Here is a 22,713-nt window from a genome sequence, read left to right as displayed (position 1 = left end):
CCGGTCGGTCAGGGGATCTCTTGGGGCCCGGCGGGTCACGAGCGGGGCGCGGCGATGTCGACGTCCTCCAAGATCCCGACCGCGTCCGGCACCAGGATCGCCACCGAGAAGTACGCGCTGACCAGGTACGAGATGATGGCCCGCTCGTCGATCCCCATGAACCGCACGTTCAGCCCCGGCTCGTACTCCTCGGGGATGCCCGTCTGGTAGAGGCCCACCACGCCCTGGTCCTCCTCGCCGGTCCGCAGGGCCAGGATCGACGTCGTACGCGACTTCGAGATGGGGATCTTGCCGCAGGGGAAGATGGGGATGCCCCGCCAGGCCGGCACCTCGTGACCGTTGACGTCGGTGCTGCCCACCACCAGCCCCCGCTTGTTGCACTCGCGGAAGAACGCCGCGATCGCCTTCGGATGGGCGAGCAGCAGCTTGGTCTTGCGGCGCATGCTGATCAGCTCGTCGAGGTCGTCCGGCGTCGGCGGGCCCGACCAGGTGTAGATGCGCTGGTCGTAGTCGGTGTTGTGGAGCAGCCCGAACTCGCGGTTGTTGAGCAGCTCCCACTCCTCGCGCTCGCGCAGCTCGTGGATGGTCAGGCGGAGCTGCTGCTCAAGCTGGTTCATCGGATGGTTGTACAGGTCGGCCACCCGGGTGTGCACGCGCAGGATGGTCTGGGCGACGCTCAGCTCGTACTCGCGCGGGTGCAGGTCGTAGTCGACGAACGTGCCCGAGATGGCAGGCTCGCCGCTGTGGCCGGCCGCGATCTCCACCGCCGCCTCACCCCTGCGGTTGGCGGGCCTGCGTAGGATCTCCAGGTAGCGGGCCAGGTGGTCGCGCAGCGCGGGGGAGCGGTCGGCGATGCGGCGCAGCTCCCAGCGCGGGGCGACCAGCACCGTGCAGGCCGTCGCCGCGCGGTAGGTGCACGGCCAGCGCGGCTCGTCCTCGGTCAGCGCCTCGTCGCCGAACTGGTCGCCGCCGGCGATGATGCCGAGGAACTGGCGGGCGCCGTACGGGCCGGTGCCCAGGCGTTCCAGCCGGCCGTGGGCGATCACGCAGGTCTGCGTCACCGGGCGGCCCGCCTCGGCGACGATCTCACCCGGCTGCACCTCGCGGACGGTGAACGCCGAGGCGATCTCCGCCAGCACGCCCGCGTCGCCGAAGCCGCGCAGTGCCGGGATCTCCGTCAGCGTCTCCGGCACGATCCGCACGTCGTCGGCCCCGTCATGGGCCACGGCCACCCGGCCGCGCCCGATGCGATGCGACAGCCGGCGGTTCACCCGGTACGTACCGCCGCGCACGTCCACCCAGGGCAGCATGCGCAGCAGCCAGCGCGAGCTGATGGCCTGCATCTGCGGGACGGTCTTGGTGGCGGTGGCCAGGGTTCGGGCGGCCCTCGTGTCGAGGCTCAGCCGCGTCTCCGTCGGCTCCGATGGCATCTTTCCTCCGGGCTGGTCGGCAGGGGCGGACGCCACCCAAAGTAGTGATATTGATACGCAGCGTAGGAGTCTCTGGGCAGACAGGAATGCTGGCGACCGGGGAAGATCGATGTCACGGGCTCGCCACCCTTGGACGAGCCCGTTCACGGGAAGCCCGGGGACGGTTCTACCACCCCTGGCCGCGCAGGAACGCGGCGCAGCGGGCGGTCCAGTCGGCCGCCACCGGGTTCTCCTCGGCCAGGCCGATGCCGTGCTTGCCGCTCGGATAGACGTGCACCTCGTGGGCGACCCCGTGACGGGCCAGCTCGGCGGCCAGGGCGTACGTGCCCGGCACCGGCACGGACTCGTCGTCGGCCGTGTGCCACAGGAACATGGGCGGCGTATCGGCCGACACCCGGGAGGTCAGCGACAGCTCGGCGCGCAGCGACGCGGGCGCGCCGGGGCCGAGCAGGTTCTCGGCCGAGCCGCGGTGGCCGTCCAGCTCCGCCACCGGATAGCAGAGCACGGCCAGGCCCGGCCGCGGGTCGGCCCGGTCGATCTCGTCACGCGGGCCCTCCGGCAGCGCCGGGCCCGGTTCGGTGGCCAGCAGCCCCGCCAGATGGCCGCCCGCCGAGAAGCCGAGCACCCCCACCCGCGCCGGGTCCACGCCGTGCGCGCCCGCGTGGTGACGCACCCACCGCACCGCCCTGGCGGCGTCGAGCAGCGGCAGCGGATGGCGGTGCGGGGCGAGGCGGTAGCGCAGCACGTACGCGGCCACGCCGAGCCCGTTCAGCCACCGGGCCACCGGGGCGCCCTCATGGTCGGCCAGGTGGTGGTAGCCGCCGCCGGGGAACACCACGACGGCCGGCGCCGGCCGCCGCGCGCGTACGGGGAACGCGGTGATGGTGGCCTCGCCGCCCGCCGGCCACAGGGGGTGCTCGCTCACGTGTGCGCCTTTCATCGTCGTCGTCCGGGCACGGATGTTAGCGACCCGGCGCGGGCGCACCTGCCCCGGCCTACTCTCGCGGCGAAGACCGTGCGACGATCATCGTGCGTCCCGAAACCACGGCGCAGGAGGGCCGGATGTCCGTTCTGTCGTACGAGCCCCTGACCCCCACGAGCTTCCTCCAGCGCTCCGCCGCCGTCTTCGGCCACCGCCTGGCCGTCGTGGACGGCGACCTGGAGCTGACCTACGCCGAACTGTGGCAGCGCGTGCAGCGGCTGGCCGGCGGGCTGGCCGAGTCCGGCATCGGCCCGGGCGACCGGGTCGCGGTGCTGGCGCTCAACGGCCACCTGCTGCTGGAGTCCACGTTCGGCGTCCCCGCCGCGGGCGCCGTCATGGTGCCGCTGAACATCCGCCTGTCCGCCGGCGAGCTCGCCTACATCCTCGACCACGCCGAAGTGTCGCTGCTGCTGCACGACGACGAGCTGGCCGGCCTGGCCAAGGCGGCCGCCGGGCAGAGCACGGCGGCGCCCCGCCTGGTCTCGGGCACCGCGTACGAGAGCCTGGTCGCGGGCTCACAGCCGCTCCACGTGCCCGTCGCCGACGAGCGGTCCCCGCTGTCGATCAACTACACCAGCGGCACCACGGGACGCCCCAAAGGCGTCGTCTACCACCACCGCGGCGCCTACCTCCAGGCCCTCGCCATGGCCCTGCACACCAGGCTGGAGGCGGCGAGCAGCTACCTGTGGACGCTGCCGATGTTCCACTGCCACGGCTGGTGCTTCCCCTGGGCGGTCACGCTGGCCGGGGCCCGGCACGTGTGCCTGCCCAAGGTCGATCCGGGCGAGGCGTGGCGGCTGGTGCGCGCCCACCGCGTCACCCATCTGTGCGGTGCGCCGACCGTGCTCACCTCGCTGCTCGCCCATCCCGACGCACCCGACGAGGAGCTCGACCCGCGCCCGCTGGCCTGCGTGGGCGGCGCGCCGCCGAGCCCCGCTCTGCTGCGCCGCGCGCTCAGGGCCGGGATCGACGTCATCCACCTGTACGGGCTCACCGAGACGTACGGGCCCGCCGTGATCTGCCAGCCGCAGCCCGAGTGGAAGGGCCTGGACGCCGACGAGTACGCCGCGCTCGCCGCCCGCCAGGGCGTCGGCAACGTCATCGCCCAGCCCCTGCGCGTCGTGGCCGAGGACGGCGGCGACGTGCCCGCCGACGGCGCCACGGTGGGCGAGATCGCGGTACGCGGCAACGACGTCATGCTCGGCTACCACCGCGACCCCGCCGCCACGGAGAAGGCCGCGCCCGACGGCTGGTTCCGTACCGGGGACCTGGGCGTGGTGCACCCCGACGGCTACGTGCGGCTCGTCGACCGCGCCAAGGACGTCATCATCTCCGGCGGCGAGAACATCGCCTCCGTCGAGGTGGAGAACGTCCTGACCGCGCACCCCGCCGTGCAGGAGGCCGCCGTCGTCGCCCGCCCCGACGACCACTGGGGCGAGGTGCCCGTGGCCTACGTCACGCTCGCGCCGGGAGCGAGCGCCGGCGAGGCCGAGCTGATCGAGGCCGCACTGATCGAGGCCGAGCTGATCGCGTACGTACGCGCCCGCCTCGCCCACTACAAGGCGCCGAAGGCCGTCTACTTCGGCGATCTGCCCAAGACCTCGACAGGAAAGATCCAGAAGAACGTGCTCAGGCGGCGCGCCGCAGGTTAGGGAGCCGCCAGAAGGGAAGGTCGCCTCCACGGAGCCGACGACGGCCTTGGGGGGTGTCATGGTCGATTCCGCTAGCGTGTTCCGGCGCAAGCCGGTTGAGCAGATCGCCACCGAGCACGAGGGGGAGCTGGCCAGGACGCTCGGCCTGTGGCAGCTCACCGCCATCGGCGTCGGCGGCATCATCGGGGCCGGCATCTTCGCCCTGGCCGGGGCCGTCGCCCACGAGACGGCCGGGCCCGCCGTGCTGGTGTCGTTCCTCATCGCGGGCGTGGCCAGCGCCGCCGCCGCGCTCTCGTACGCCGAGTTCGCCGGCCTCATCCCGAAGGCCGGCTCCGCCTACACCTACGGTTACGCGGTGCTCGGCGAGATCGTCGGGTGGTTCATCGGGTGGGACCTGCTGCTGGAGTACACCGCCATCGTCGCGGTCGTCGGCATCGGCATCTCCGGCTACTTCGGCTTCCTCGTGCAGAACCTCGGCATGACCCTGCCGCCCTGGATGCTCGGCGCGCCGGGCACAGGCGAGGGGCACGTCGTCGACCTGTTCGCGGCACTGCTGTGCCTGCTCATCGCGTTCCTGCTGAACCTCGGCATCCGCGCCGCCGCCAGGTTCGAGACGTTCGTGGTGGGGGTCAAGGTCGCGGTCGTGCTGCTCGTCATCGTCGTCGGGTTCTTCCACATCAACACCGCCAACTACACGCCGTTCTTCCCGTTCGGCATCAGCGGCGCCATCACCGGCGCGGCCACGGTGTTCTTCGCGGTCTTCGGCTACGACGCCATGAGCACCGCCGCCGAGGAGTCGCGCGACGCCCAGCGCCACATGCCCAAGGCGATCATCTACTCGCTGATCATCGCGATGGTGCTGTACGTGCTGGCCACCCTGGTGCTCACCGGCATGCAGAACTACCGGGAGATCGACCCGGAGAGCGGCTTCTCCTCGGCGTTCGCCTCGGTCGGGCTGTCCGGGCTCGCCTCGCTCATCGCGGCCGGCGCGATCGTCGGCATCCTCACCGTCATGTTCACGTTCATGCTCGGCGTCACCCGCGTCTGGTTCGCGATGAGCCGCGACGGGCTGCTGCCCGCCTGGTTCGCCAAGCTGCACCCGGTGCGGCGGGTGCCCACCCGCGTCACCTGGATCGTCGGCGCCGCCTCGGCGGTGATCGCCGGGTTCCTGCCCATCAGGGAGGCGGCCGAGCTGACCAACATCGGGATCCTGCTGGCGTTCGTGGTGGTGTGCGCGGCGGTGATCGTGCTGCGCTACCGGCAGCCCGATCTGCCGCGCACCTTCCACATGCCCGGCATGCCCGTCGTGCCGGCCATCGGGGTGCTCTTCTCGATCTGGCTGATCACGTTCCTGGACCCGCTCACCTGGCTCCGCTTCGCCGTCTGGTTCGTCATCGGCCTGATCATCTACTTCACCTACAGCCGCTGGCACTCGGCGCTGAACTGACTCAGGCCCACTCGCCCAGCGCCGCGACGGCGAGCGTCTGCTGGGCGCCGAACTCCTCGAACGTCCCGGCCGTTTCGAACCCGAGCCGGGACGCCAGCCGCAGCGACCGCTCGTTCGCCGTCTGCGTCACCACCAGCACCGGCCGGTCCGGCAGCTCGGCCGCCGCGGCGCGCAGCGCCGCCGTCGCAGCCTCGCAGGCCGGCCCGGCGCCCCAGACGAAGCGGCGCAGCACGTAGCTCAGCTCCAGCTCCCACCCCGCCTCGGTCACGTGTCCCGGGCGCTCCGGGTCGCGGCGGTCGAGGGTGAGGGTGCCGAGGAAGCGGTCGGTCTCCGGGTCGGCGACGACGTAGCTCCCCGGCCCGGTGGCGGCGGCCACGCCGTGGGCGTCGAGGAACGACTCCACCTTCGCGCGGGGACGGGGGCCGCCGAGGTAGGTGCGGACCTCCGGATCGGTCATGATCTCGACGATGCCCGCCCGGTCGGCCTCCCGCGCCGGGCGCAGCAGCACCCGGGCGGCGGGGATCAGCGTGGTGGACAGCGTGGGCGGTGCGCTCATGAAACGGTGATCATAACGGTCAGGAGGGGCGGTGGCGCCAGTGATCGTCGGCCAGCGACCAGGCGACCGCCCACTCGCGCAGCCGTACGCGGTCGAGGGCGTGGCGGAAGATCGCGAACGTGCACAGCACGAGGCAGGCGGCCACGCCGAGGATCATCAGGGCCGTCGCCGCCGCCGTGATGCGCAGCTCGGCCTCGCTGGGCGGCGGCGGGGCCGGTCGGCCGGCGCCGTCGATCCAGATCGTGAGCTGCGAGCCGGCCTTGGCAGGGGAGAGCACGGACACCTTGCCGGTGTGGCGGCGGCCGGACGGCGCGGTCCAGCCGGCGGCCACCATCCCGCCGCCGCCCACCTCGCCGAACGACAGCGCGGTCACCGGCGTGTCGGCCAGCAGCGTCGCCCGCACCTGCCGGCGGTCGGCGCCCGCGGCCTGCGCGCCCTCGTACGCCTGACGGGCCGCCGCCGTCGCCGGCCACAGGGCGAGCAGGATCAGCAGCATCGCCACCGCCAGTCCCGCGCTCTCCCACCGGTCGGTACGCCGGCGCAGCGGGTTGCCGTCCAGCCGGTAGCGCCGTACGAGTCGCGTCACCCCGTCGATCACCAGCCTCATCGAGCACCCCCTGCACGGACTTTAAATCCTTCCCCGCCCCGCCGCCGGGACTCCGCGTGGACATCGCCCCTGCTGCGCAGGCTGAAGGGGGAGAGAAGGGGATGAGCCGGGCGGTCAGTCCTGGCGGCGGGCGGGACGCGCCCGTACGTGCATGCGCTCGCCCTGCGGCCCGAACAGCGCCAGCACCTCGGACGGCTCGTCGCCGGGGTTGGTGAACGCGTGCGGCGTCCGCGTGTCGAACTCGGCCGCCTCCCCGGGCAGCAGCGTCGTGTCGTGCCGCCCGAGCAGCAGCCGCAGCCGCCCCGACAGCACGTACAGCCATTCATAGCCCTCGTGCACCTGCTGCTCGGGCTCATAGCCCGGGTAGCGGGGCGGGATGATCTGCTTGTACGCCTGCAGCCCGCCCGCGCGGCGGCTGAGCGGGATGTACGTCATGCCGTGGCGCTTGATCGGCCGCATGTGGACGCGCGGATCGCCGGTCACGGGCGCGTCGATGAGCTCGTCGAGCTGCACCTGGTAGGCCCTGGCGAGGAGCAGCAGCAGCTCGAGCGTGGGCTTGCGGCCGCCGGACTCCAGCCGCGACAGCGTGCTGACCGAGATGCCGGTGCTCTTGCCGAGCTGGGCCAGGGTGAAGCCGCGTTCCTGGCGCAGCGCCCTCAGCCGGGGGCCTACTGACTGGAGCACCTCGTCGAGTTCCATGCACCCAGCTTGCCATTTCGGCAAAGAATTTTGCCAACTCGCCTGTGGGGGCCGCACAGTTGCGCGCATCGGGACAAAAGAAAGGCGCGACATGAACGCGACGACATACGACGTGGTGGTGATCGGCGGCGGGGCCGCGGGACTGAGCGGGGCGCTGGCGCTGAGCCGGGCCCGCCGCAGCGTGCTGGTGATCGATGCGGGGCGGCCGCGCAACGCCCCCGCCGAGGGCGTGCACGTCTACCTCGGGCGCGAGGGCACGCCGCCGCGCGACCTGGTGGCGGCCGGTCGCGAGGAGGTGGCCGGATACGGCGGGCGGTTCGCGACCGGCACCGTCACGGCCGCCGAGCGGCTCGCGGACGGGCGTTTCCGCCTCACGCTGGACGACGGCGGTGCCGTGGAGGCGGCCAGGCTGCTGGTCGCCACCGGATCGACCGACGAGCTGCCGCCGCTGCCCGGCCTGGCCGAGCGGTGGGGCAAGGACGTGCTGCACTGCCCGTACTGCCACGGCTGGGAGGTGCGCGACCAGGCCATCGGCGTGCTCGGCACGAGCCCGCTCGCCGTGCACCAGGCGCTGCTGTGGCGGCAGTGGAGCGCCGACGTGATGCTCTTCACGCACACCATGCCCGAGCCGACCGGCGAGCAGCGCGAGCGGCTCGACGCGCGCGGTGTCACCGTGGTCGAGGGTGAGGTGGCCGAGCTGATGATCGAGGACGGGCGGCTCGGCGGCGTCAGGATGGCCGGCGGCCGCGAATACCGTCGCCAGGCGCTCACCGTGGCCACCAGGGTGACCGCGAACGTCGGGGCTCTCGCCCGGCTCGGGCTGGAGACGGCCGAGATGGAGATGGGCGGCCACGTGGTCGGCACGTACGTGCCGGTCGATCCGACGGGGAAGACCTCGGTGCCGGGCGTGTGGGCGGCGGGGAACATCACCAGCCCCACCGAGCAGGTCATCGGGTCGGCGGCGGCGGGCGTGAAGGCCGGGGCCGCGATCAACGCCGACCTCATCGAGGAGGAGACCCGCGCCCTCGTCGCCGCCCGCAGGGCCGCCCCGGGCGTCGCGGAGGCGGCGCTCACCCCCGAGGAGCTGTGGGACGCCCGCTACTCGGAGAAGGAGCGCCTCTGGAGCGGCGAGCCGAACGCGGTGCTCGTCCGCGAGGTGCGCGACCTGCCGCCCGGACGGGCGCTCGACCTGGGCAGCGGCGAGGGCGGCGACGCGGTGTGGCTGGCCGGGCGCGGCTGGCGGGTCACCGCGGCCGACGTGTCGGGGGTCGCGCTGCGCCGGGCGGCCGAGCTCGCCGAACGCGCCGGGGTGGCGGGCAGGATCGACTGGCAGCAGCACGACCTCGGCCAGTCGTTCCCCGAAGGGACGTACGACCTGGTCACCGCCTGCTACCTGCACTCGCCGCAGGACCTGCCGCGCGAGAAGATCCTGCGCGCCGCCGCCGCGGCCGTCGCCCCCGGCGGGGTGCTGCTGGTGGCCGGGCACGCCGGCTGGCCGAGCTGCGCGGAGAACCCGCTGCCTGACGTGCACTTCCCGACCACACGCGAGGTGTACGAGTCGCTGGAGCCGGCCGAGGGCGAGTGGGAGATCCTCACCGAGGAGGAGTTCGACCGCCCTCACACCGGCCACGGCGGTGAGCAGGGCACCCGCAGGGACAACGTGCTGAAGCTCCGCCGCTTGCGATCTACTTTGTAAAGGCGCCGGGCTCGGCGCGGTACGCCGTCCCCTTGCCCGACAGCGTCACCGAGGGGACGGCGGCCGGCACGAACGCCGACTCACCCGGCCGCAGCACCAGCTCGTCGCCGAGCCGCGCCTCGCCCTCCACGCACAGCACGATCTGCGGCACCCCACCGGGCAGCTCATGGCCGGACTCGCCGGTCAGCTCGTGGCGGGTGAGCGCGAACTCGGGGGCCGGCGGCCGGTAGGCGTACGCGCCGGGCGCGTCCTGCGCCGGCTCGACCAGGTGCGGAGCCGTCGGCGCGAAGTCCACGACGCGCATCAGCTCGGGCACGTCCACGTGCTTGGAGGTCAGGCCGCAGCGCAGCACGTTGTCGGAGTTGGCCATGATCTCCACGCCGATGCCGCCGAGGTAGGCGTGGGGGACGCCGGCGCCGAGGTAGAGGGCCTGGCCGGGGGCGAGGTCGACGTGGTTGAGCAGGAGCGCGGCCGCGATGCCCGGGTCGCCGGGGTAGTCCCTGGCGATGCCGGCGTAGGGGGCCAGCTCGTCTTCGGCGTCGGGGGAGACCTTCAGCAGGGCGCGCTCGACCTCGGCGCGCAGCGGGCCGGCGGCGTCGTCCAGCATGGCCGCGAACACCTCGCGCAGCGCCTGGCCGGGCTCGCCGCCGGTGAGCGCGTCGATCCAGGGACGCAGCCCGGCCACACCGAGCCGGTCGAGCAGGGCGGCCGTCGCGGCGGGGTCGCGGAAGCCGCACAGGCCGTGGAAGGGGGTGAGCGCGCACACCATCTCGGGCTTGTGCGAGGCGTCCTTGTACGTGCGGGTGCGGTCGTCGAGCGGGATCCCGCGCGCGTTCTCGGCGGCGAAGCCGGCCTGCGCCTGCTCGGTGGTGGGGTGGACCTGGAGGGAGAGCGGGCGCTCAATGGCCAGGACCTTGAGCAGGTAGGGCAGCTCGCCGCCGAAGCGGGCGGCGACCGGGTCGCCGAGCGTGGCGGCGGGGTCATGGGCGATCAGCTCGCCCAGCGGGACGTCGCCGACGGTCGAGGGGGCGCCGGGGTGCGCGCCCATCCAGAGTTCGGCCTGCGGTTCGCCGGTCGGCTCCGTGCCGAACAGGCGCGGCAGGGCGGTGACCGAGCCCCAGTCGTAGGGGCGGATGGTGGTGGCCAGGCGCATGGGTGCGGTGGCCGGTGGCAGGTCGGGTCGTGGCACGGCGTTGGCTCCAATCATCGTTCATGGAGCGTAGAACGCGCGGGGGCGGCGTGCGTACCCGGGGGCGGGCCGCGCGAGGCGGCCCTTGATGGATGGTGCCGGGTGGTGCCGGGTCAGGTCGCGCGCGGGCCGAGCAGGACCGGCATGGCGCGGGTGCTGTTGCCGAGCAGCGTGTCCAGCGGCGGCAGCTCCTCGACGGGCCTGGCGAGCCGCATGCCGGGGAAGGCGGAGAACAGCGCGCGCAGCGCGATCTCGCCTTCGAGCCTGGCCAGCGGCGCGCCGAGGCAGAAGTGCGGCCCGTGCCCGAAGGCGAGGTGCTGGGCCGGCGGCCGGGTGATGTCGAAGGTGCCGGCGTCGGGTCCGAACTGGTCGGGGTCGCGTCCGGTGGAGGCGAAGCAGGCCAGTACGGGCTCCCCCGCGCGCAGCCGTACGCCGTCGATCTCGACGTCTTGGACGGCGTAGCGCATCGGGAAGTACGCGATGGGCGAGTCCCAGCGCAGCGTCTCCTCGACGGCGGCGCTGTACGGGCACTGCCCCGACCGCAGCAGATCGAGCTGGCCGGGCCGGGTGAGCAGGGCGCCGATGGCGTTGGTGATGAGGTTGACGGTGGTGACGTGCCCGGCGATGAACAGCAGCTCGATGGTGGCGAACAGCTCGTCCTCCGACAGCCGCCCGCCGTCCTTCTCGTGCAGCCGGAACAGGTCGGTGATGAGGTCCTCTCCCGGTGTGCCGCGGCGCTCGTCGATGATCTGGTCGAGCAGTTCGCGCAGCTCCTTGCGCAGGCCGGGCGAGTCTTCCAGGTCGCCGACCTGGGCGACGGCGTCGGTGAGCCGGTGCAGCTCGTCCTGGTGCTCGGGCGGGATGCCGATCAGCTCGGAGATGACCTCGCGCGGCAGCGGGTAGGCGAACTCGGCCCGCAGGTCGACCGGCTCGTCGGGTGGCTGCTCGGCGAGGTGGTCGATGAGCCGGCCGGTGAGCTCCTCGATGCGCGGGCGCAGGGCGTTCAGCCGGCGCTGCGAGAACGCGGCGGTGAGCGGCATGCGCAGCCGGCGGTGGCGCTCGCCTTCGGCGTTGAGCATCGAGGTGTCGGTGACGATGCGGTCGATGGCGGTGCCGGGCTTCAGCGCGTCGCGGCCGGACCAGTGGCGCAGCTCGCGCGACATGTCCGGGTGCGTGAGGACGGTCATGACGGTGGCGTACCGGGTGGCGGCCCAGACCGGCACGCCTTCGGCGGTGACGGGCACGAGCGGTCCCGCGGCGCGCAGGCGCTCGTTGTCGCCGTGGATGTCGCGGGTGGCCGGGTCGAGGATGAAACGGTCGTCGGTCATGGTCATCCCGTTCGTCGTGGGCTCACCGCGAGCGCGGTGACGTCCATACCGGGGTCTCGGCCGAGGTAGAGGTCGCGGACCAGCTCTCCGGCGGCGGGCGCGTTGCACAGGCCGTGGCCGGAGAAGCCGGTGGCGTACAGGAAGGCCGGCGGGCCCGGCTGGTGGCCGATGAAGGCGGTCTTGTCGGGGCTGGCGTCGCGCAGCCCGGTGACGGCGGTGTGCAGGGCCAGCCCGGCCAGGCTCGGGTACGTCTCGGCGAGCCGGGCGGCGACGTCGCGGCGCCAGGACTCGCGGTCGGATCCCGGATAGCCCATGCCGATGAGCAGCCGGCCCTCGCGCACGCGGACGAGCAGGCCGCTGGCGGCGTGCAGGGTGACCGGGATGTCGGGCGTGCCGGGCGGGAGCGGGTCGGTGGTGAGCAGCTCCTGCTCGATGGGCTCGGTGAGCGGCAGGTCCACGCCGGCGCAGCGGACGAGCGCGGCCGACCAGGCGCCCGCGGCGCAGACGACGGCGTCGGCGGAGATCTCGCCTTCTGCGGTCTGGACGCGGCCCGCCTCGATGTCGATGGCGGTGACCGGGCAGCCGGTGCGCAGCGTGGCGCCCGCCTTCTCCGCGGCCACGGCGTAGGCGTTGACGATGGCCGTGGTGTCGGAGATGAAGGCGTCGGGCGAGTAGGCGGCGGCCTGCAGCGGCAGGTCCCCGATGAGCGGGTTGCGCTGCCGTGCCTCGTCGGCGCTGATGAGGCCGACGTTCACGCCGGCGGCCTGCTGGGCGGGCAGGTCGGCTTCGAAGGCGGCGACCTGCTCGGGCTGGGTGAACAGCACCAGGTAGCCGACCTGGCGCAGCGGCAGCTCGATGCCGGGCCGTTCCGGGAAGGCGTGGTAGGCGGCGAGGCTGCGGACGGCGAGCGCGGAGCTGACCGGGTTGCCGGCGAAGTAGGAGCGTACGACGTCGGCGGTGGCGCGGGAGGCGCCGGAGCCGAGCGCGCCGCGCTCCAGCAGAGTGACCTCGACGCCGGCCTCGGCGAGGTGGTAGGCGGCCGACAGGCCGATGACGCCGCCGCCGATCACCACCGCCCGCGATCCGGCGCTCATGCCGGCACCTGCAGTCTGCGCAGGTGGTCGCCGGCCTCCCACGGGAACAGGTGCAGGTTCCAGCCGCCGAGGCAGTTGCAGTACAGGGCCATGTGGGCCATGATCGCGATGTAGTCCTCGTGGCTGTCGAGGCGTTCGAGGCCGTCCAGCAGGCGCTGGGTGAAGTCCCACAGGCGGTCGAGGCCGCAGTAGCCGAGGAACTCGGCGGGCGTGTGGGCGAGCTGGCGGGTCATCTGGCGCAGCCACGGCATGGGCATGCCGTCGAGCGCGGCGCGGACGAGGCCGCCGTAGCAGCTGTAGCCGAGCGGGCGGGTCTCGCCGTTGACGAACAGCAGCGTCGTCAGGACGGTCTCGTAGCTGCCCGCGCCGGACGGGATGCGGCCTTCGTGCAGGTCGAGCAGCTCTCTGGGCGGGTCGAGCCAGATGCGTTCGGTCTCGGCGTGCACTTCCTTGGCGAGCTGGTTGAGCTCGGGGTCGCCGACGGGCAGGCGGGGCAGGACGTGGCCGCCGCTCTCGCCGGCGCGGCGGACTTCGGCGATGACGGGTTCCTTGGTGGTGTAGACGGACCTCCACACCTCGCGGCCGGCGTGGACGAGGGCGTCGAGGTCCTCTTCGACGACCTGGCCGATCGGGGTGGCGGTCATGGGCTCGGTGAGCTCGCCGTACTTGATGCCGAGGTGCTGCAGGCGCGAGCAGAACAGGGTGCCGTCGGGCACCGTACGGCGGTCCACCTTGTACTCGGCGGCGGTGTGCAGCAGGGCGTGGACCGGGGCGACGTGGTACAGGTGGTACCCGGCGACCAGGGCGTGTCCTTGGAGGCTGCGGTAGGGCAGCGCGTCCCACAGGGCCTGGGCGAGCGAGGGGTTGCGCTGGTCGAGTTCGGCGGCCACGGTGATGCCGAGGCTGGGCCACGATATTTCCACATGCTTAGTCTCGTTCACACTACGTCACTCTAACGTCACGTTTGGTGGCGATCGTGTGGGGGTGGGAGTGTTGACCGCCCTTTGACCTGGGCGTTCGCGCGGGTCAGGCGAACGGGCCGTGCTCGCCGGCCCAGATGGAGGCGGGGTCGACGTAAGGGCGCAGCAGCTCGGTCAGCTCGCGGTCGGGGCGGCCGTCGAGCTCGTGGGCCGCGGCCCTGCGGGCGACGCCCGCCAGCACGTCGGCGACCTGCAGGCGCTCGTCCAGCTCGGAGTTGATGAGGCGCAGCCCGGCCATGCGGCCGCCGAGGATCCGCCGCATCTGATCGATCCGCTCGTCGGTCAGCGTGGTCTGGCGGTCGTGCACGACGACGACGGGGCCGCGGCCATCGCCCCAGGAGGTGACGGCCGCGGCGATGGCGGGGATGAGCGGGTCGAGCGCGGGGAAGACGTAGGGGTCGGCGAGCAGGCGTTCCCTGAACTCCTCGACCCGGTCGCGGGCCCGCCACAGCGCGCGCATGACCTCGCCCGCGGGGCCGCCGGCCGCGCGCATCTCCTCGACCAGCAGGTACGCGTCGGCGACCGAGATGGTGATGCCGTGGCCGTTCTTGGCGCGCAGCAGATAGTTGAAGGAGTCGAGGAAGGCGGCCCACAGGCCGGGGCCGAAGGCGCGGGGGCCCTCGCGGTAGAGGGTGACGGCGGCGGCTCTGGCGCGCGGGTCGAGGCCGATGCGCGGGGTGTGGTCGTCCTGCAGCAGGCCGGCGACCTTGCCGACGATGTAGAAGGTCTTGTCGGTGAGGAAGACGCGCACGTGGCCGAGCACCGGGCCGCCGGGGCCGAGCAGCCAGAGCAGGGCGGCGCGGTGCTTGTCACGCAGGACGTGGCCGGCGCGGTATTCGGTGGCGGGGGTGGGCGCCCGTTCGCGCAGCTCGGCGACGCAGGCGGCGGCCGTGTCGCGGTCCATGAGCACGCTGGCGTGCGCGAAGACGCTGCTGTTGCCGCCGACGAGTTTCTCGCCCTCCGCGCCGGACTCGTCGCACGCGACCTCGAGGGGTTGCGACACGTTGCTGAATCTAGCCGGGGCGGTGGGCTCGCCGCGAGGAGATTTTCCGCCGGTCGGGCGGGGTGCCCGGCGATGAGCGGTGTGCGGGGTTCTGGGAGAATCGCGGGACGCCCTGCTGGAAGGAGCGCATCGACCGCATGCCTGCCGACACGTTGACCCGTCTGGTCCGCGAGATTCACGAGGAGGCCGAACGGGCGCGCGCGACCCCGGCTCCCGAGCTGACCTTCTCGCTGTGGCGCCGCTTCGCCGACACCGGCGACCGGCTGGCGTACGAGGGCGCCTACTTCGAGCGGCGCCGCCGGCTCGCCGCGCTGCTGCTGGCCGCCCACCTGGACGATCGTCCCGACCCGGCGCTGGACGACCTGCTGTGGTCGGTGTGCGACGAGCGCTCGTGGGTGCTGCCCGCGCACGAGCCGGAGGGCGGCGACCCCAACGCGTTCGTGGACCTGTTCGCCGCCGAGACGGCGCAGACGCTGGCGGAGGGCGTGCGCCTGCTGGGCGGGCACGTGGACGCGCGGGTGCGCGACCGGGTGCGCGAGGAGGTGGAGCGGCGGGTCTTCGCGCCGCTCGCCGAGCGGACGATGTGGTGGGAGTCGGCCCGGCACAACTGGTCGGCGGTGTGCGCGGGCGCGGCGGGCGCGGCGGCGCTCGCGCTGGACGCCGGTCACGTGGTGACGCGGCTGAAGGGCGCGATGAAGGCGTTCTTGTCCGGTACGGGGGCCGACGGCGCCTGCCTGGAGGGCCCGGACTACTGGGCGTACGGCTTCGGGTACTTCGTCTACTTCGCCGAAGCGCTGCGCGAGCACACCGGCGAGGACCTGCTCGACGATCCGCACGTACGGGAGATGGCCGCCTACCCGGCCCGGGTGGACCTCGGCGACGGCACCAGGCCGGCGTTCGCCGACGCGCAGGCGCGCGGCGCGTACCCGGCGGGGCTGCTGTCGCGGCTGTCGGAGCGGCTCGGCGTGCCGCTGCCGGTGCGGCGGGGCGAGCCGTCGTTCCACGACGACGCCTGCTACCGGTGGGCGCACCTGTCGCGCACGTTGTGGTGGACCCGGGAGGAGCCGCCCGCCGAGCCGGAGCCGCACTCGTACCTGCCGGACGCGGGGATCGTGGTGGCCAGGGCGGGCCGGTCGGCGTTCGCGGCCAAAGGCGGGCACAACGACGAGCCGCACAACCACCTCGACGTCGGCACGTTCGTGCTGCACGTGCGCGGCGAGACGCTGCTGGACGACCTGGGCGCGCCCGAGTACACCCGCGACTACTTCCGCGAGGGCCGCTACCTGGTGCCGCAGGCGTCGGCGGAGTGGCACTCGGTGCCGCTGGTCGAGGGGCAGGGACAGGTGCCGGGGCGGGAGCGGCGCGCCGAGGTGATCGAGCACGCCGCCTCCGGTGACGCGGTGACGTTCGCGCTGGACCTCACCGCCGCGTACGAGGTGCCCTGCCTGGAGCGGCTGACCCGCACGTTCCGGTGGCGGCCCGGCGGGCTGGAGCTGACCGACGCCTTCGGCTTCACCACGCCGGACGCGCTGGTGGCCGAGCTGTTCGTCTCGCGCCGCCGTCCGGTGCTCGGCGAGGGCAGCGTCGCGTGGGGCCCGGTCACGCTCCAGGTGCCGGACGGGTGGCGGGCGGAGGCCGACGAGCTGGAGGTGCGCGGTCACGACGGCGAGCCGGAGACCGTGCACCGGGTGCGGCTGTCGGCCAGGGTGGCGACCGGCGAGCACCGCTTCGTCTTCACGCTGCCCGAGTGAGCCGGGCCGAAGTCGGCCGGGCCGGAGTGAGCCGTGCCGGGCCGAGTGGCGCGGGACCGGGGCGCGCCCGGCCCGGTGTCAGGACTCGGTGGCGGGCGCGGGGTCGGTGGCGACGATCACGCGGCGGGGCGGGCCGCCGCGCCCCGGCAGCGCCATCGTGATGAGCGCGGCGGCGAGGGCCGCGCCGCAGCCGATGAGCATGCCGGTGTGGAAGCCGTCCTGCGACGGCAGCGGATGCCCGCCGAAGTCGATGGTGAGGTGCGAGAGCACGACCCCGACCACGGCGGCCGAGACGGTGGTGCCGATGGAGCGCATCAGCGTGTTGAAGCTGTTGGCCGCGCCGGTCTCGGAGCGCGGCACCGCGCCCATGATGAGTGCGGGCATCGAGCCGTACGCGAAGCCGACGCCGATGCTGCACACGCAGCTGATGACGAGCAGCCCCCAGGTGGAGCCGAGCAGGACCACCGACAGGCCGTAGCCGAGCGCCATGACGAGGCTGCCGGTGATGAGCGTGACCTTGGGGCCGCGCGCGGCCGACAGGCGGGCGCCGACCGGTGAGACGATCATCATCATGAGGCCGGAGGGCGCCATCCACAGACCGGCGGCCAGCATCGACTGGCCCAGGCCGTAGCCGGTGGCGGCGGGAAGCTGCAGGATCTGGATGACGATCAGCGACTGGGCGTACATGGCGAAGCCGACCACGATCGAGGCGACGTTCGTCACCAGCACCTGCGGGCGGGCGGTGACGCGCAGGTCCACCAGCGGGTCGCGGGTGCGCAGCTCCCACCAGCCCCACAGCGGCAGCAGCAGCGCGGCGGCGGCCAGCAGCCCGAGTGTGGGCGCGCTGCCGAAGCCCCAGTCGGCGCCCTTGGAGATGCCGAGGAGCAGGCAGATCAGCCCGGCGCCGAGGCCGAGCGCGCCGGCGACGTCCACGCGGCCGTGCGCCGAGGCCGGTATGTACGGCACCAGCAGCCGGATGAGCGCGGCCACCAGCAGCCCGAGCGCGGCCGTGGCCCAGAAGAGCACGCGCCAGCTCGCGTACTCGGCGACGGCGGCGGCGAGCGGCAGGCCGAGCGCGCCGCCGATGCCCAGGGAGGAGCTCATGAGCGCGATGGCCGAGCCGAGCCGGTCGGGCGGCAGGACCTCGCGCAGGGCGCTGATGCCGAGCGGGATCAGGCCCATGCCCATGCCCTGCAGGCCGCGTCCGGCGATCATGGGGGCGAGCGAGCCGGCCAGCGCGCAGGTGACACAGCCGAGGACCAGCGGCACGGCGCAGACGAGCATCATGCGGCGCTTGCCGTACAGGTCGCCGAGCCGTCCCATGACCGGGGTGGTGACGGCGCCGGCCAGCAGGGTCACGGTGATCACCCAGGAGGTGTCGGACGCGCTCGCGTTCAGCATCTCCGGCAGGCGGCCGATGAGCGGGACGACGAGGGTCTGGGTGAGTGAGGCGACGATGCCGGCGACGGCCATCACGGTGACGATGCCGTGGCGGCCGTCGCGGGCGGCGGGTTGGCTGGGCTCTTCTTCCACGCGGTTCCCCCCGATGGTGTTCACGTCACGTCGATCTTGAAAGCGATGTGCACCATACACATAACGTGTTAAATGCACACATTGTGGGTGCTGCACATTTCTGTGGAAGATATGCTGACCCGCACCCATGGTTGGGAGAAGGACTGGCATGGACGAGCCCACGGACTCCCTGGCCGCCGTCGAGTACGAGACCATGCGGCTCGGCCGGCACCGCCACCTCGACCGCAGCGCGTACGTCCTGCTCAGCCGGATCCGGAGGGAAGGCCCGATGTCCATCGGGCAGCTCAGCACGGCGCTCGGCCTCGACGTCTCCACGCTCAACCGGCACACCGCGGCCCTGCTGCGCGAAGGGCTCGCGGAGCGCATCGCCGACCCCGACGGCGGCATCGCCCGCAAGTTCCGCCTCACCCCCGCGGGCGAGCGATTCCTGGACGGCGAGCAGGCCAGGAACCTCGACGGGCTGCGCGAGGTGCTGGCCGGCTGGCCGGACGACGACGTCGCCGCCTTCGCCGCCTATCTGCGGCGCTTCAACGGCGACGTCGAGCGCTCCGCCTCCCGGCCCTGGCCCCACCACGCCCGCAAGGGCGTGGCCGGCCCCTCGGGCGGTTAGGCCCGCGGAAGCGCGCCCCGGCTCCGCGGGGAACCGGGGCGGCTCCGCCTGATCCGGCTACGCCGGCAAAAGCGCGGCCTGAACCGGTTACTCGTATTGAGCCCGCTGAAGAGCTGCCTGAGCCGGTTGCTCCCGTCACACCCGCTGAAGAGCTGCCTGAAACGGTCGCTCCCGTCACACTCGCTACAGCGCGGCGCTTGAACCGGTTGCTCCCGTCACATCCGCTACAGCGCGGCTTTGAGCCGGTTGCTCCCGTTACACCCGCAGGGGAGCGGCCGCTTCGGCCTGGCCCGGTTCCCCGCGCAGCGGGAAGTGGCAGGCGACCTGGTGCTTCCCGCCTTGCAGCGGCGGCTCGGTCGCGCAGATGTCCTGCGCCAGCGGGCAGCGGGTGCGGAAGCGGCAGCCGGTCGGCGGGTTGAGCGCGCTCGGCAGCTCGCCCTTGATGGTGGTGTCGGGGCTCGGCACGTGATCGGGGTCCGGCGACGGCACGGCGTCGAGCAGCGCCTGCGTGTACGGGTGGCGCGGCGCGCGCACGACCTGGTGCGCGGGGCCGATCTCCACCATCTTGCCGAGGTACATCACGCCGATCCTGTCGGCCATGTAGTCGACGACCGACAGGTCGTGGCTGATGAACACGTACGACAGGCCCAGCTCGCCCTGCAGGTCCCGCATGAGGTTGAGCACCTGCGCCTGCACCGACACATCCAGCGCGCTGACCGGCTCGTCGGCCACGATGAGCCGCGGGTTGAGCGCCAGCGACCTGGCCAGCCCGATGCGCTGGAGCTGGCCGCCGGAGAACTCGTGCGGGTAGCGCTCCAGCGCCCGCCGCGGCAGCCCGACCTGGTCGAGCAGCTCGCTCACCCGGGCCCGCCGCGAGGCGGCGTCGCCCACCCCCTGAATCTCCAGCGGCTCGGTGAGTATCGCGTCGATGCGCATGCGCGGGTTCATCGCCGCGTAGCTGTCCTGGAACATCAGCTGCACCTGGCGGTGCATGCGGTGGCGGGCGCGCCGGTCGAGGGTGGCGATGTCGGTGCCGTCCACCACGATCCTGCCGCTGGTGGCCGGTTCGAGCCCGGCGACGAGGCGGCCGACGGTGGACTTGCCGCAGCCGGACTCGCCCACGATGCCGAGCGTCTCGCCGGGCACGACGTCGAACGACACCCCGGCCACGGCGCTGACCCTGCCCTTGGCCCTGCGCAGCCCCGCGCCGCCCGCCTCGTACTCCTTGACCAGGTCGCGCACGCTGAGGATCGGCTCGGCGGCGGAGGCGGCGGACTGCTCGCGCCCGGTGGGCGGGGCGAGCACGACCGGCTCGGTGACCGGATGCAGGCAGGCGAAGGCGTGCCCGTCGCCGGCCGGGACCAGCTCGATGTCGCCGGTGCGGCACTCGTCGGTGGCGAAGCGGCAGCGCGGCGCGAACCGGCAGCCGGTCAGCGGGCGTGACAGGTCGGGCGGCAGGCCGGGGATGCTGTAGAGGCGGCCGCCGCCGTCGGCGGCAGACTCCGGCAGTGCCCGCATGAGCGCCTCGGTGTAGCGGTGCTTGGGCGCGCGGAACAGCTCGGCGGTGGTGGCGGTCTCCACGACGCGGCCCGCGTACATGACGGCGACCCGGTCGGCGCGGCCGGCGATCACCCCGAGGTCGTGGGTGACCAGGATGACCGCCATCTTGAACTCCTCGCGCAGGTCGTCGATGAGCTCGAGGATCTGGCGCTGGGTGGTGACGTCCAGGGCCGTGGTGGGCTCGTCGGCGATGAGCAGGCGCGGGGAGCGGATGAGCGCCATGGCGATGACCACGCGCTGGCGCATGCCGCCGGAGAGCTGGTGCGGATAGTCATCGACGATCTTGTCAGGGCGCGGCATGCCGACCCGGCGCAGGATCTCGATCGCCCGCTCGCGCGCCTCGGCCTTGCCGACCTTCTGGTGCACGCGCAGCGGCTCGGCCACCTGCGCGCCGATGTGCATGGTGGGGTTGAGCGAGGTGAGCGGGTCCTGGAAGACCATGCCCATCTCCACGCCGCGCACCCGGCGCAGCTCGGCCGGCTGCATCGTGCGCAGGTCGCGGCCGTCGAAGAGGATCTCGCCGCCGACGACCGAGCCGCCGGTGGGCAGCAGCCCCATGATCGACAGCACGGTCATGGTCTTGCCGCTGCCCGACTCGCCCACGATGCCGAGCGTCTCGCCCTGGCCGACCTCGAGGTTGACGCGATCGAGCGCGTGCACGGTGCCGCGCCGCAGCGCGATGTCGGTGCTGAGGTCGCGCAGCCGCAGCAGCGGCCCGCTGGTGGGGTGCCCCATGGTACGGAAAACTCCTGTCAACGCCGCCGGAGGCGGACCTCGAAGACGTCCCTCAGGCCGTCGCCGATGAAGTTGAAGGCGAGGACGATGAGGATGATGGCGATGCCCGGCGGGTACAGCAGCCACCAGTGGCCGCTGAAGGTGTCCGACAGTCCGTCCGACAGCATGCCGCCCCAGTTCGCCGCGGGTGGCGGCACGCCCAGGCCGAGGAAGGACAGGTAGGCCACGTACAGGATGGCGTCGGCCACCTGGAAGGTGGCGTTGACGATCACGGTGCCGATGGCGTTGGGGATGATGTGCCGGCGCACCGCGCGCCCGCCGGTGCCGCCCATGCCGCGCATCGCCATGACGTACTCGCGGGTGCGCAGCGTCAGCGCCTCGCCGCGCACCAGCCGGGCGGGGCCGAGCCAGGCGAAGGCGCCGATGATGACGATGAGCATCGGCACGGTCGGCGTGACGATCGAGGCCATGAGCATGAACAGGAACAGCGCCGGGATCGACATGAACGCGTCGACCACGCGCATCATGACCGCGTCCACCCAGCCGCCGGCGAAACCGGCGACCGCGCCCCAGACGGTGCCGACGACCGTGGCCAGCAGGCCCGCCGCCAGGCCGACCACGATGGACGTCTGCCCGCCCAGCATGAGCCGGCCGAGCTGGTCGTAGCCGACGCCGTCGGTGCCGAGCGGATGCCCGTCGGTGCCCGGGGTGAGGAACACCTTGGTCAGGTCGGTGTGCACCTGGTCGGTCTGGTAGAACAGCGGCCCGAGGAAGCTGAAGGCGGCCAGCACCACGAACAGGCCCACGCCCACCAGGGCCAGCCGGTTCTCGCAGAAGACCTCCAGGCCCTGGCGCCACATGCCGCGGACGGGTGCCTCGTCCTCGTGGGGGATCGCGGTCATGAGCGGCCTGCCTTGAGCCGGACGCGCGGGTCGACCGCGGCGTAGAGCACGTCGGCGATCAGCGCGCCCACCACGGTGGCCACCGAGATCAGCAGCGTGACGCCGAGCAGGATCGGGTAGTCCCGCTTGAGCGCCGCCTGCCAGAACAGCAGCCCCATGCCGGGGTAGTTGAACAGCCGCTCGACGACCAGGGCGCCGCTGAACAGCGCCGGCAGGTACATGCCGAGCAGTGTGATGACGGGGAACAGGCCGTTGCGCAGGGTGTGGCCGACGATCACGCGGGTTTCCGAAAGGCCCTTGCTGCGGGCCGTGCGTACGTAGTTCTCGTTCAGGTTGTCGACCATGGACGAGCGCACGTAGCGGGAGTAGACCGCGACGGTGAGGATCGCCAGCGTGACCGTCGGCAGCACCAGCCCCTCGGGCTCGGCCAGCATCTCCGCCAGCGTGAAGCCCTGCGGCGCCTCAGGCGGCAGCAGCGGCCACACCTGGGAGAACAGGATGATCATCATGAGGCCCATGAAGAAGATCGGGGTGGCGTAGGCCAGCAGCGACAGCCCGTTGATGGTGTAGTCGGGCCAGCGGTTGCGCCGCACGGCCTGCACCACGCCGAGCGGAATGGCCACCACGACCGCCAGCAGGGTCGAGGCCAGCGACAGCAGCATGGTCTTGGGCAGCCGCTGCCCGATGGCCTCGGCCACCGACTGGTTGAGCTGGAAGGAGTAGCCGAGGTCGCCGGTGACCAGCCGCTGCAGGTACATCGCGTACTGCTGCCACAGCGGCCGGTCGTACCCCATCTCGTGGTTGAAGGCCGCGATCTGCTCGAGCGTCGCTTCCTTGCCCAGGATGGCCCTGGCCGCGCCTCCCGGGAGCAGGTGCAGGATCACGAACGTGATCAGCGTCACCAGGATCACGATGACCAGGGCCTGGCCCAGGCGGGTGAGGAGGTACCGGGCCAAGGG

The 22,713-nt window shown here is 72.8% G+C and carries 19 protein-coding genes; 5 read left to right on the top strand and 14 right to left on the bottom strand.

Going from position 1 to position 22,713, the window contains the following annotated elements; all coding sequences use genetic code 11:
* Positions 1-35: 35 nt before the first annotated feature.
* Together AB0K67_RS04070 and AB0K67_RS04065 are read right to left on the bottom strand one after the other, a co-directional pair.
* A complete protein-coding gene (locus AB0K67_RS04070; RefSeq protein WP_364052486.1) occupies positions 36-1,430 on the bottom strand; it encodes a family 2B encapsulin nanocompartment shell protein in 1,395 nt (464 codons plus the stop codon).
* Between the two features lie 166 nt (positions 1,431-1,596).
* Positions 1,597-2,355 (bottom strand): alpha/beta hydrolase, encoded by a 759-nt coding sequence (locus AB0K67_RS04065; RefSeq protein WP_364052483.1) that lies wholly within the window; start codon positions 2,353-2,355, stop codon positions 1,597-1,599.
* 137 nt (positions 2,356-2,492) lie between these two features.
* On the opposite strand from AB0K67_RS04065, the gene AB0K67_RS04060 reads away from it, so the two are divergent.
* The gene (locus AB0K67_RS04060; protein ID WP_364052480.1) at positions 2,493-4,064 is read left to right on the top strand and encodes an AMP-binding protein; all 1,572 of its coding nucleotides are present in this window, start codon (positions 2,493-2,495) and stop codon (positions 4,062-4,064) included.
* A 58-nt stretch (positions 4,065-4,122) separates the two neighbouring features.
* Entirely contained in the window at positions 4,123-5,511 is a 1,389-nt protein-coding gene (locus AB0K67_RS04055; RefSeq protein WP_364052477.1) for an amino acid permease, read from the top strand.
* A 1-nt stretch (position 5,512) separates the two neighbouring features.
* Here the strand turns inward: AB0K67_RS04055 and AB0K67_RS04050 are convergent, their stop codons facing one another.
* The 3 genes from AB0K67_RS04050 to AB0K67_RS04040 form a co-directional block, all read right to left on the bottom strand.
* A complete protein-coding gene (locus AB0K67_RS04050; RefSeq protein WP_364052474.1) occupies positions 5,513-6,067 on the bottom strand; it encodes a GNAT family N-acetyltransferase in 555 nt (184 codons plus the stop codon).
* Positions 6,068-6,086: 19 nt separating this feature from the next.
* Positions 6,087-6,674 (bottom strand): hypothetical protein, encoded by a 588-nt coding sequence (locus tag AB0K67_RS04045; RefSeq protein ID WP_364052471.1) that lies wholly within the window; start codon positions 6,672-6,674, stop codon positions 6,087-6,089.
* 114 nt (positions 6,675-6,788) lie between these two features.
* Positions 6,789-7,373 (bottom strand): XRE family transcriptional regulator, encoded by a 585-nt coding sequence (locus AB0K67_RS04040; protein WP_364052468.1) that lies wholly within the window; start codon positions 7,371-7,373, stop codon positions 6,789-6,791.
* 91 nt (positions 7,374-7,464) lie between these two features.
* On the opposite strand from AB0K67_RS04040, the gene AB0K67_RS04035 reads away from it, so the two are divergent.
* Positions 7,465-9,069 carry an FAD-dependent oxidoreductase gene (locus AB0K67_RS04035; protein ID WP_364052465.1) on the top strand — a complete coding sequence of 535 codons (1,605 nt, stop codon included), beginning with the start codon at positions 7,465-7,467 and terminating at the stop codon, positions 9,067-9,069.
* Here the strand turns inward: AB0K67_RS04035 and manA are convergent.
* From manA to AB0K67_RS04010, 5 genes are all read right to left on the bottom strand, one after another.
* Entirely contained in the window at positions 9,059-10,258 is a 1,200-nt protein-coding gene (gene manA, locus AB0K67_RS04030; protein WP_364052462.1) for a mannose-6-phosphate isomerase, class I, read from the bottom strand. The two genes, AB0K67_RS04035 and manA, sit on opposite strands and share 11 nt — an antisense overlap.
* A 113-nt stretch (positions 10,259-10,371) precedes the next feature.
* Entirely contained in the window at positions 10,372-11,586 is a 1,215-nt protein-coding gene (locus AB0K67_RS04025) for a cytochrome P450 (RefSeq protein WP_364052459.1), read from the bottom strand.
* A gap of 2 nt (positions 11,587-11,588) precedes the next feature.
* Positions 11,589-12,680, bottom strand: coding sequence for an FAD-dependent oxidoreductase (locus AB0K67_RS04020; protein WP_364052456.1), 1,092 nt, complete (start codon positions 12,678-12,680; stop codon positions 11,589-11,591).
* Entirely contained in the window at positions 12,677-13,621 is a 945-nt protein-coding gene (locus AB0K67_RS04015) for a hypothetical protein (protein ID WP_364052454.1), read from the bottom strand. Before AB0K67_RS04015 ends, AB0K67_RS04020 begins: the two co-directional genes overlap by 4 nt.
* Before the next feature lie 85 nt (positions 13,622-13,706).
* On the bottom strand, positions 13,707-14,663 hold the full coding sequence (locus AB0K67_RS04010; RefSeq protein WP_364052451.1) for a hypothetical protein: 957 nt from the start codon (positions 14,661-14,663) through the stop codon (positions 13,707-13,709).
* A gap of 137 nt (positions 14,664-14,800) precedes the next feature.
* Here AB0K67_RS04010 and AB0K67_RS04005 point away from each other — a divergent pair, with 137 nt between their 5' ends.
* Positions 14,801-16,414 (top strand): heparinase II/III family protein, encoded by a 1,614-nt coding sequence (locus AB0K67_RS04005; RefSeq protein WP_364052448.1) that lies wholly within the window; start codon positions 14,801-14,803, stop codon positions 16,412-16,414.
* Positions 16,415-16,492: 78 nt separating this feature from the next.
* On the opposite strand, the gene AB0K67_RS04000 is transcribed toward AB0K67_RS04005, so the two are convergent.
* A complete protein-coding gene (locus AB0K67_RS04000; RefSeq protein WP_364052445.1) occupies positions 16,493-17,971 on the bottom strand; it encodes an MFS transporter in 1,479 nt (492 codons plus the stop codon).
* A gap of 124 nt (positions 17,972-18,095) precedes the next feature.
* Here AB0K67_RS04000 and AB0K67_RS03995 point away from each other — a divergent pair, with 124 nt between their 5' ends.
* The gene (locus AB0K67_RS03995) at positions 18,096-18,557 is read left to right on the top strand and encodes a MarR family transcriptional regulator (protein ID WP_364052442.1); all 462 of its coding nucleotides are present in this window, start codon (positions 18,096-18,098) and stop codon (positions 18,555-18,557) included.
* A gap of 255 nt (positions 18,558-18,812) precedes the next feature.
* Here the strand turns inward: AB0K67_RS03995 and AB0K67_RS03990 are convergent, their stop codons facing one another.
* From AB0K67_RS03990 to AB0K67_RS03980, 3 genes are read right to left on the bottom strand one after another with little or no spacing between them, the layout of a single operon-like run.
* Entirely contained in the window at positions 18,813-20,852 is a 2,040-nt protein-coding gene (locus AB0K67_RS03990) for an ABC transporter ATP-binding protein (protein ID WP_364052439.1), read from the bottom strand.
* Positions 20,853-20,869: 17 nt separating this feature from the next.
* Positions 20,870-21,754: an ABC transporter permease gene (locus tag AB0K67_RS03985; protein WP_364052436.1), complete on the bottom strand. Its 885-nt coding sequence runs from the start codon at positions 21,752-21,754 to the stop codon at positions 20,870-20,872.
* On the bottom strand, positions 21,751-22,710 hold the full coding sequence (locus tag AB0K67_RS03980) for an ABC transporter permease (protein ID WP_364052433.1): 960 nt from the start codon (positions 22,708-22,710) through the stop codon (positions 21,751-21,753). The genes AB0K67_RS03985 and AB0K67_RS03980 overlap by 4 nt, the downstream gene beginning before the upstream one ends.
* Between the last annotated feature and the right edge of the window lie 3 nt (positions 22,711-22,713).

Source organism: Nonomuraea sp. NPDC052634 (assembly GCF_040678535.1).
Taxonomy (GTDB): Bacteria; Actinomycetota; Actinomycetes; order Streptosporangiales; family Streptosporangiaceae; genus Nonomuraea; species Nonomuraea fastidiosa.
This window is presented reverse-complemented; position numbering and strand designations above follow the sequence as displayed.

Coding starts and splice junctions, on each gene's coding strand:
- AB0K67_RS04070 (WP_364052486.1), bottom strand. CDS start 1,430: ATGCCATCGGAGCCGACGGAGACGCGGCTGAGCCTCGACACGAGGGCC.
- AB0K67_RS04060 (WP_364052480.1), top strand. CDS start 2,493: ATGTCCGTTCTGTCGTACGAGCCCCTGACCCCCACGAGCTTCCTCCAG.
- AB0K67_RS04055 (WP_364052477.1), top strand. CDS start 4,123: ATGGTCGATTCCGCTAGCGTGTTCCGGCGCAAGCCGGTTGAGCAGATC.
- AB0K67_RS04050 (WP_364052474.1), bottom strand. CDS start 6,067: ATGAGCGCACCGCCCACGCTGTCCACCACGCTGATCCCCGCCGCCCGG.
- AB0K67_RS04045 (WP_364052471.1), bottom strand. CDS start 6,674: ATGAGGCTGGTGATCGACGGGGTGACGCGACTCGTACGGCGCTACCGG.
- AB0K67_RS04040 (WP_364052468.1), bottom strand. CDS start 7,373: ATGGAACTCGACGAGGTGCTCCAGTCAGTAGGCCCCCGGCTGAGGGCG.
- AB0K67_RS04035 (WP_364052465.1), top strand. CDS start 7,465: ATGAACGCGACGACATACGACGTGGTGGTGATCGGCGGCGGGGCCGCG.
- AB0K67_RS04025 (WP_364052459.1), bottom strand. CDS start 11,586: ATGACCGACGACCGTTTCATCCTCGACCCGGCCACCCGCGACATCCAC.
- AB0K67_RS04020 (WP_364052456.1), bottom strand. CDS start 12,680: ATGAGCGCCGGATCGCGGGCGGTGGTGATCGGCGGCGGCGTCATCGGC.
- AB0K67_RS04005 (WP_364052448.1), top strand. CDS start 14,801: ATGCCTGCCGACACGTTGACCCGTCTGGTCCGCGAGATTCACGAGGAG.
- AB0K67_RS03995 (WP_364052442.1), top strand. CDS start 18,096: ATGGACGAGCCCACGGACTCCCTGGCCGCCGTCGAGTACGAGACCATG.
- AB0K67_RS03990 (WP_364052439.1), bottom strand. CDS start 20,852: ATGGGGCACCCCACCAGCGGGCCGCTGCTGCGGCTGCGCGACCTCAGC.
- AB0K67_RS03985 (WP_364052436.1), bottom strand. CDS start 21,754: ATGACCGCGATCCCCCACGAGGACGAGGCACCCGTCCGCGGCATGTGG.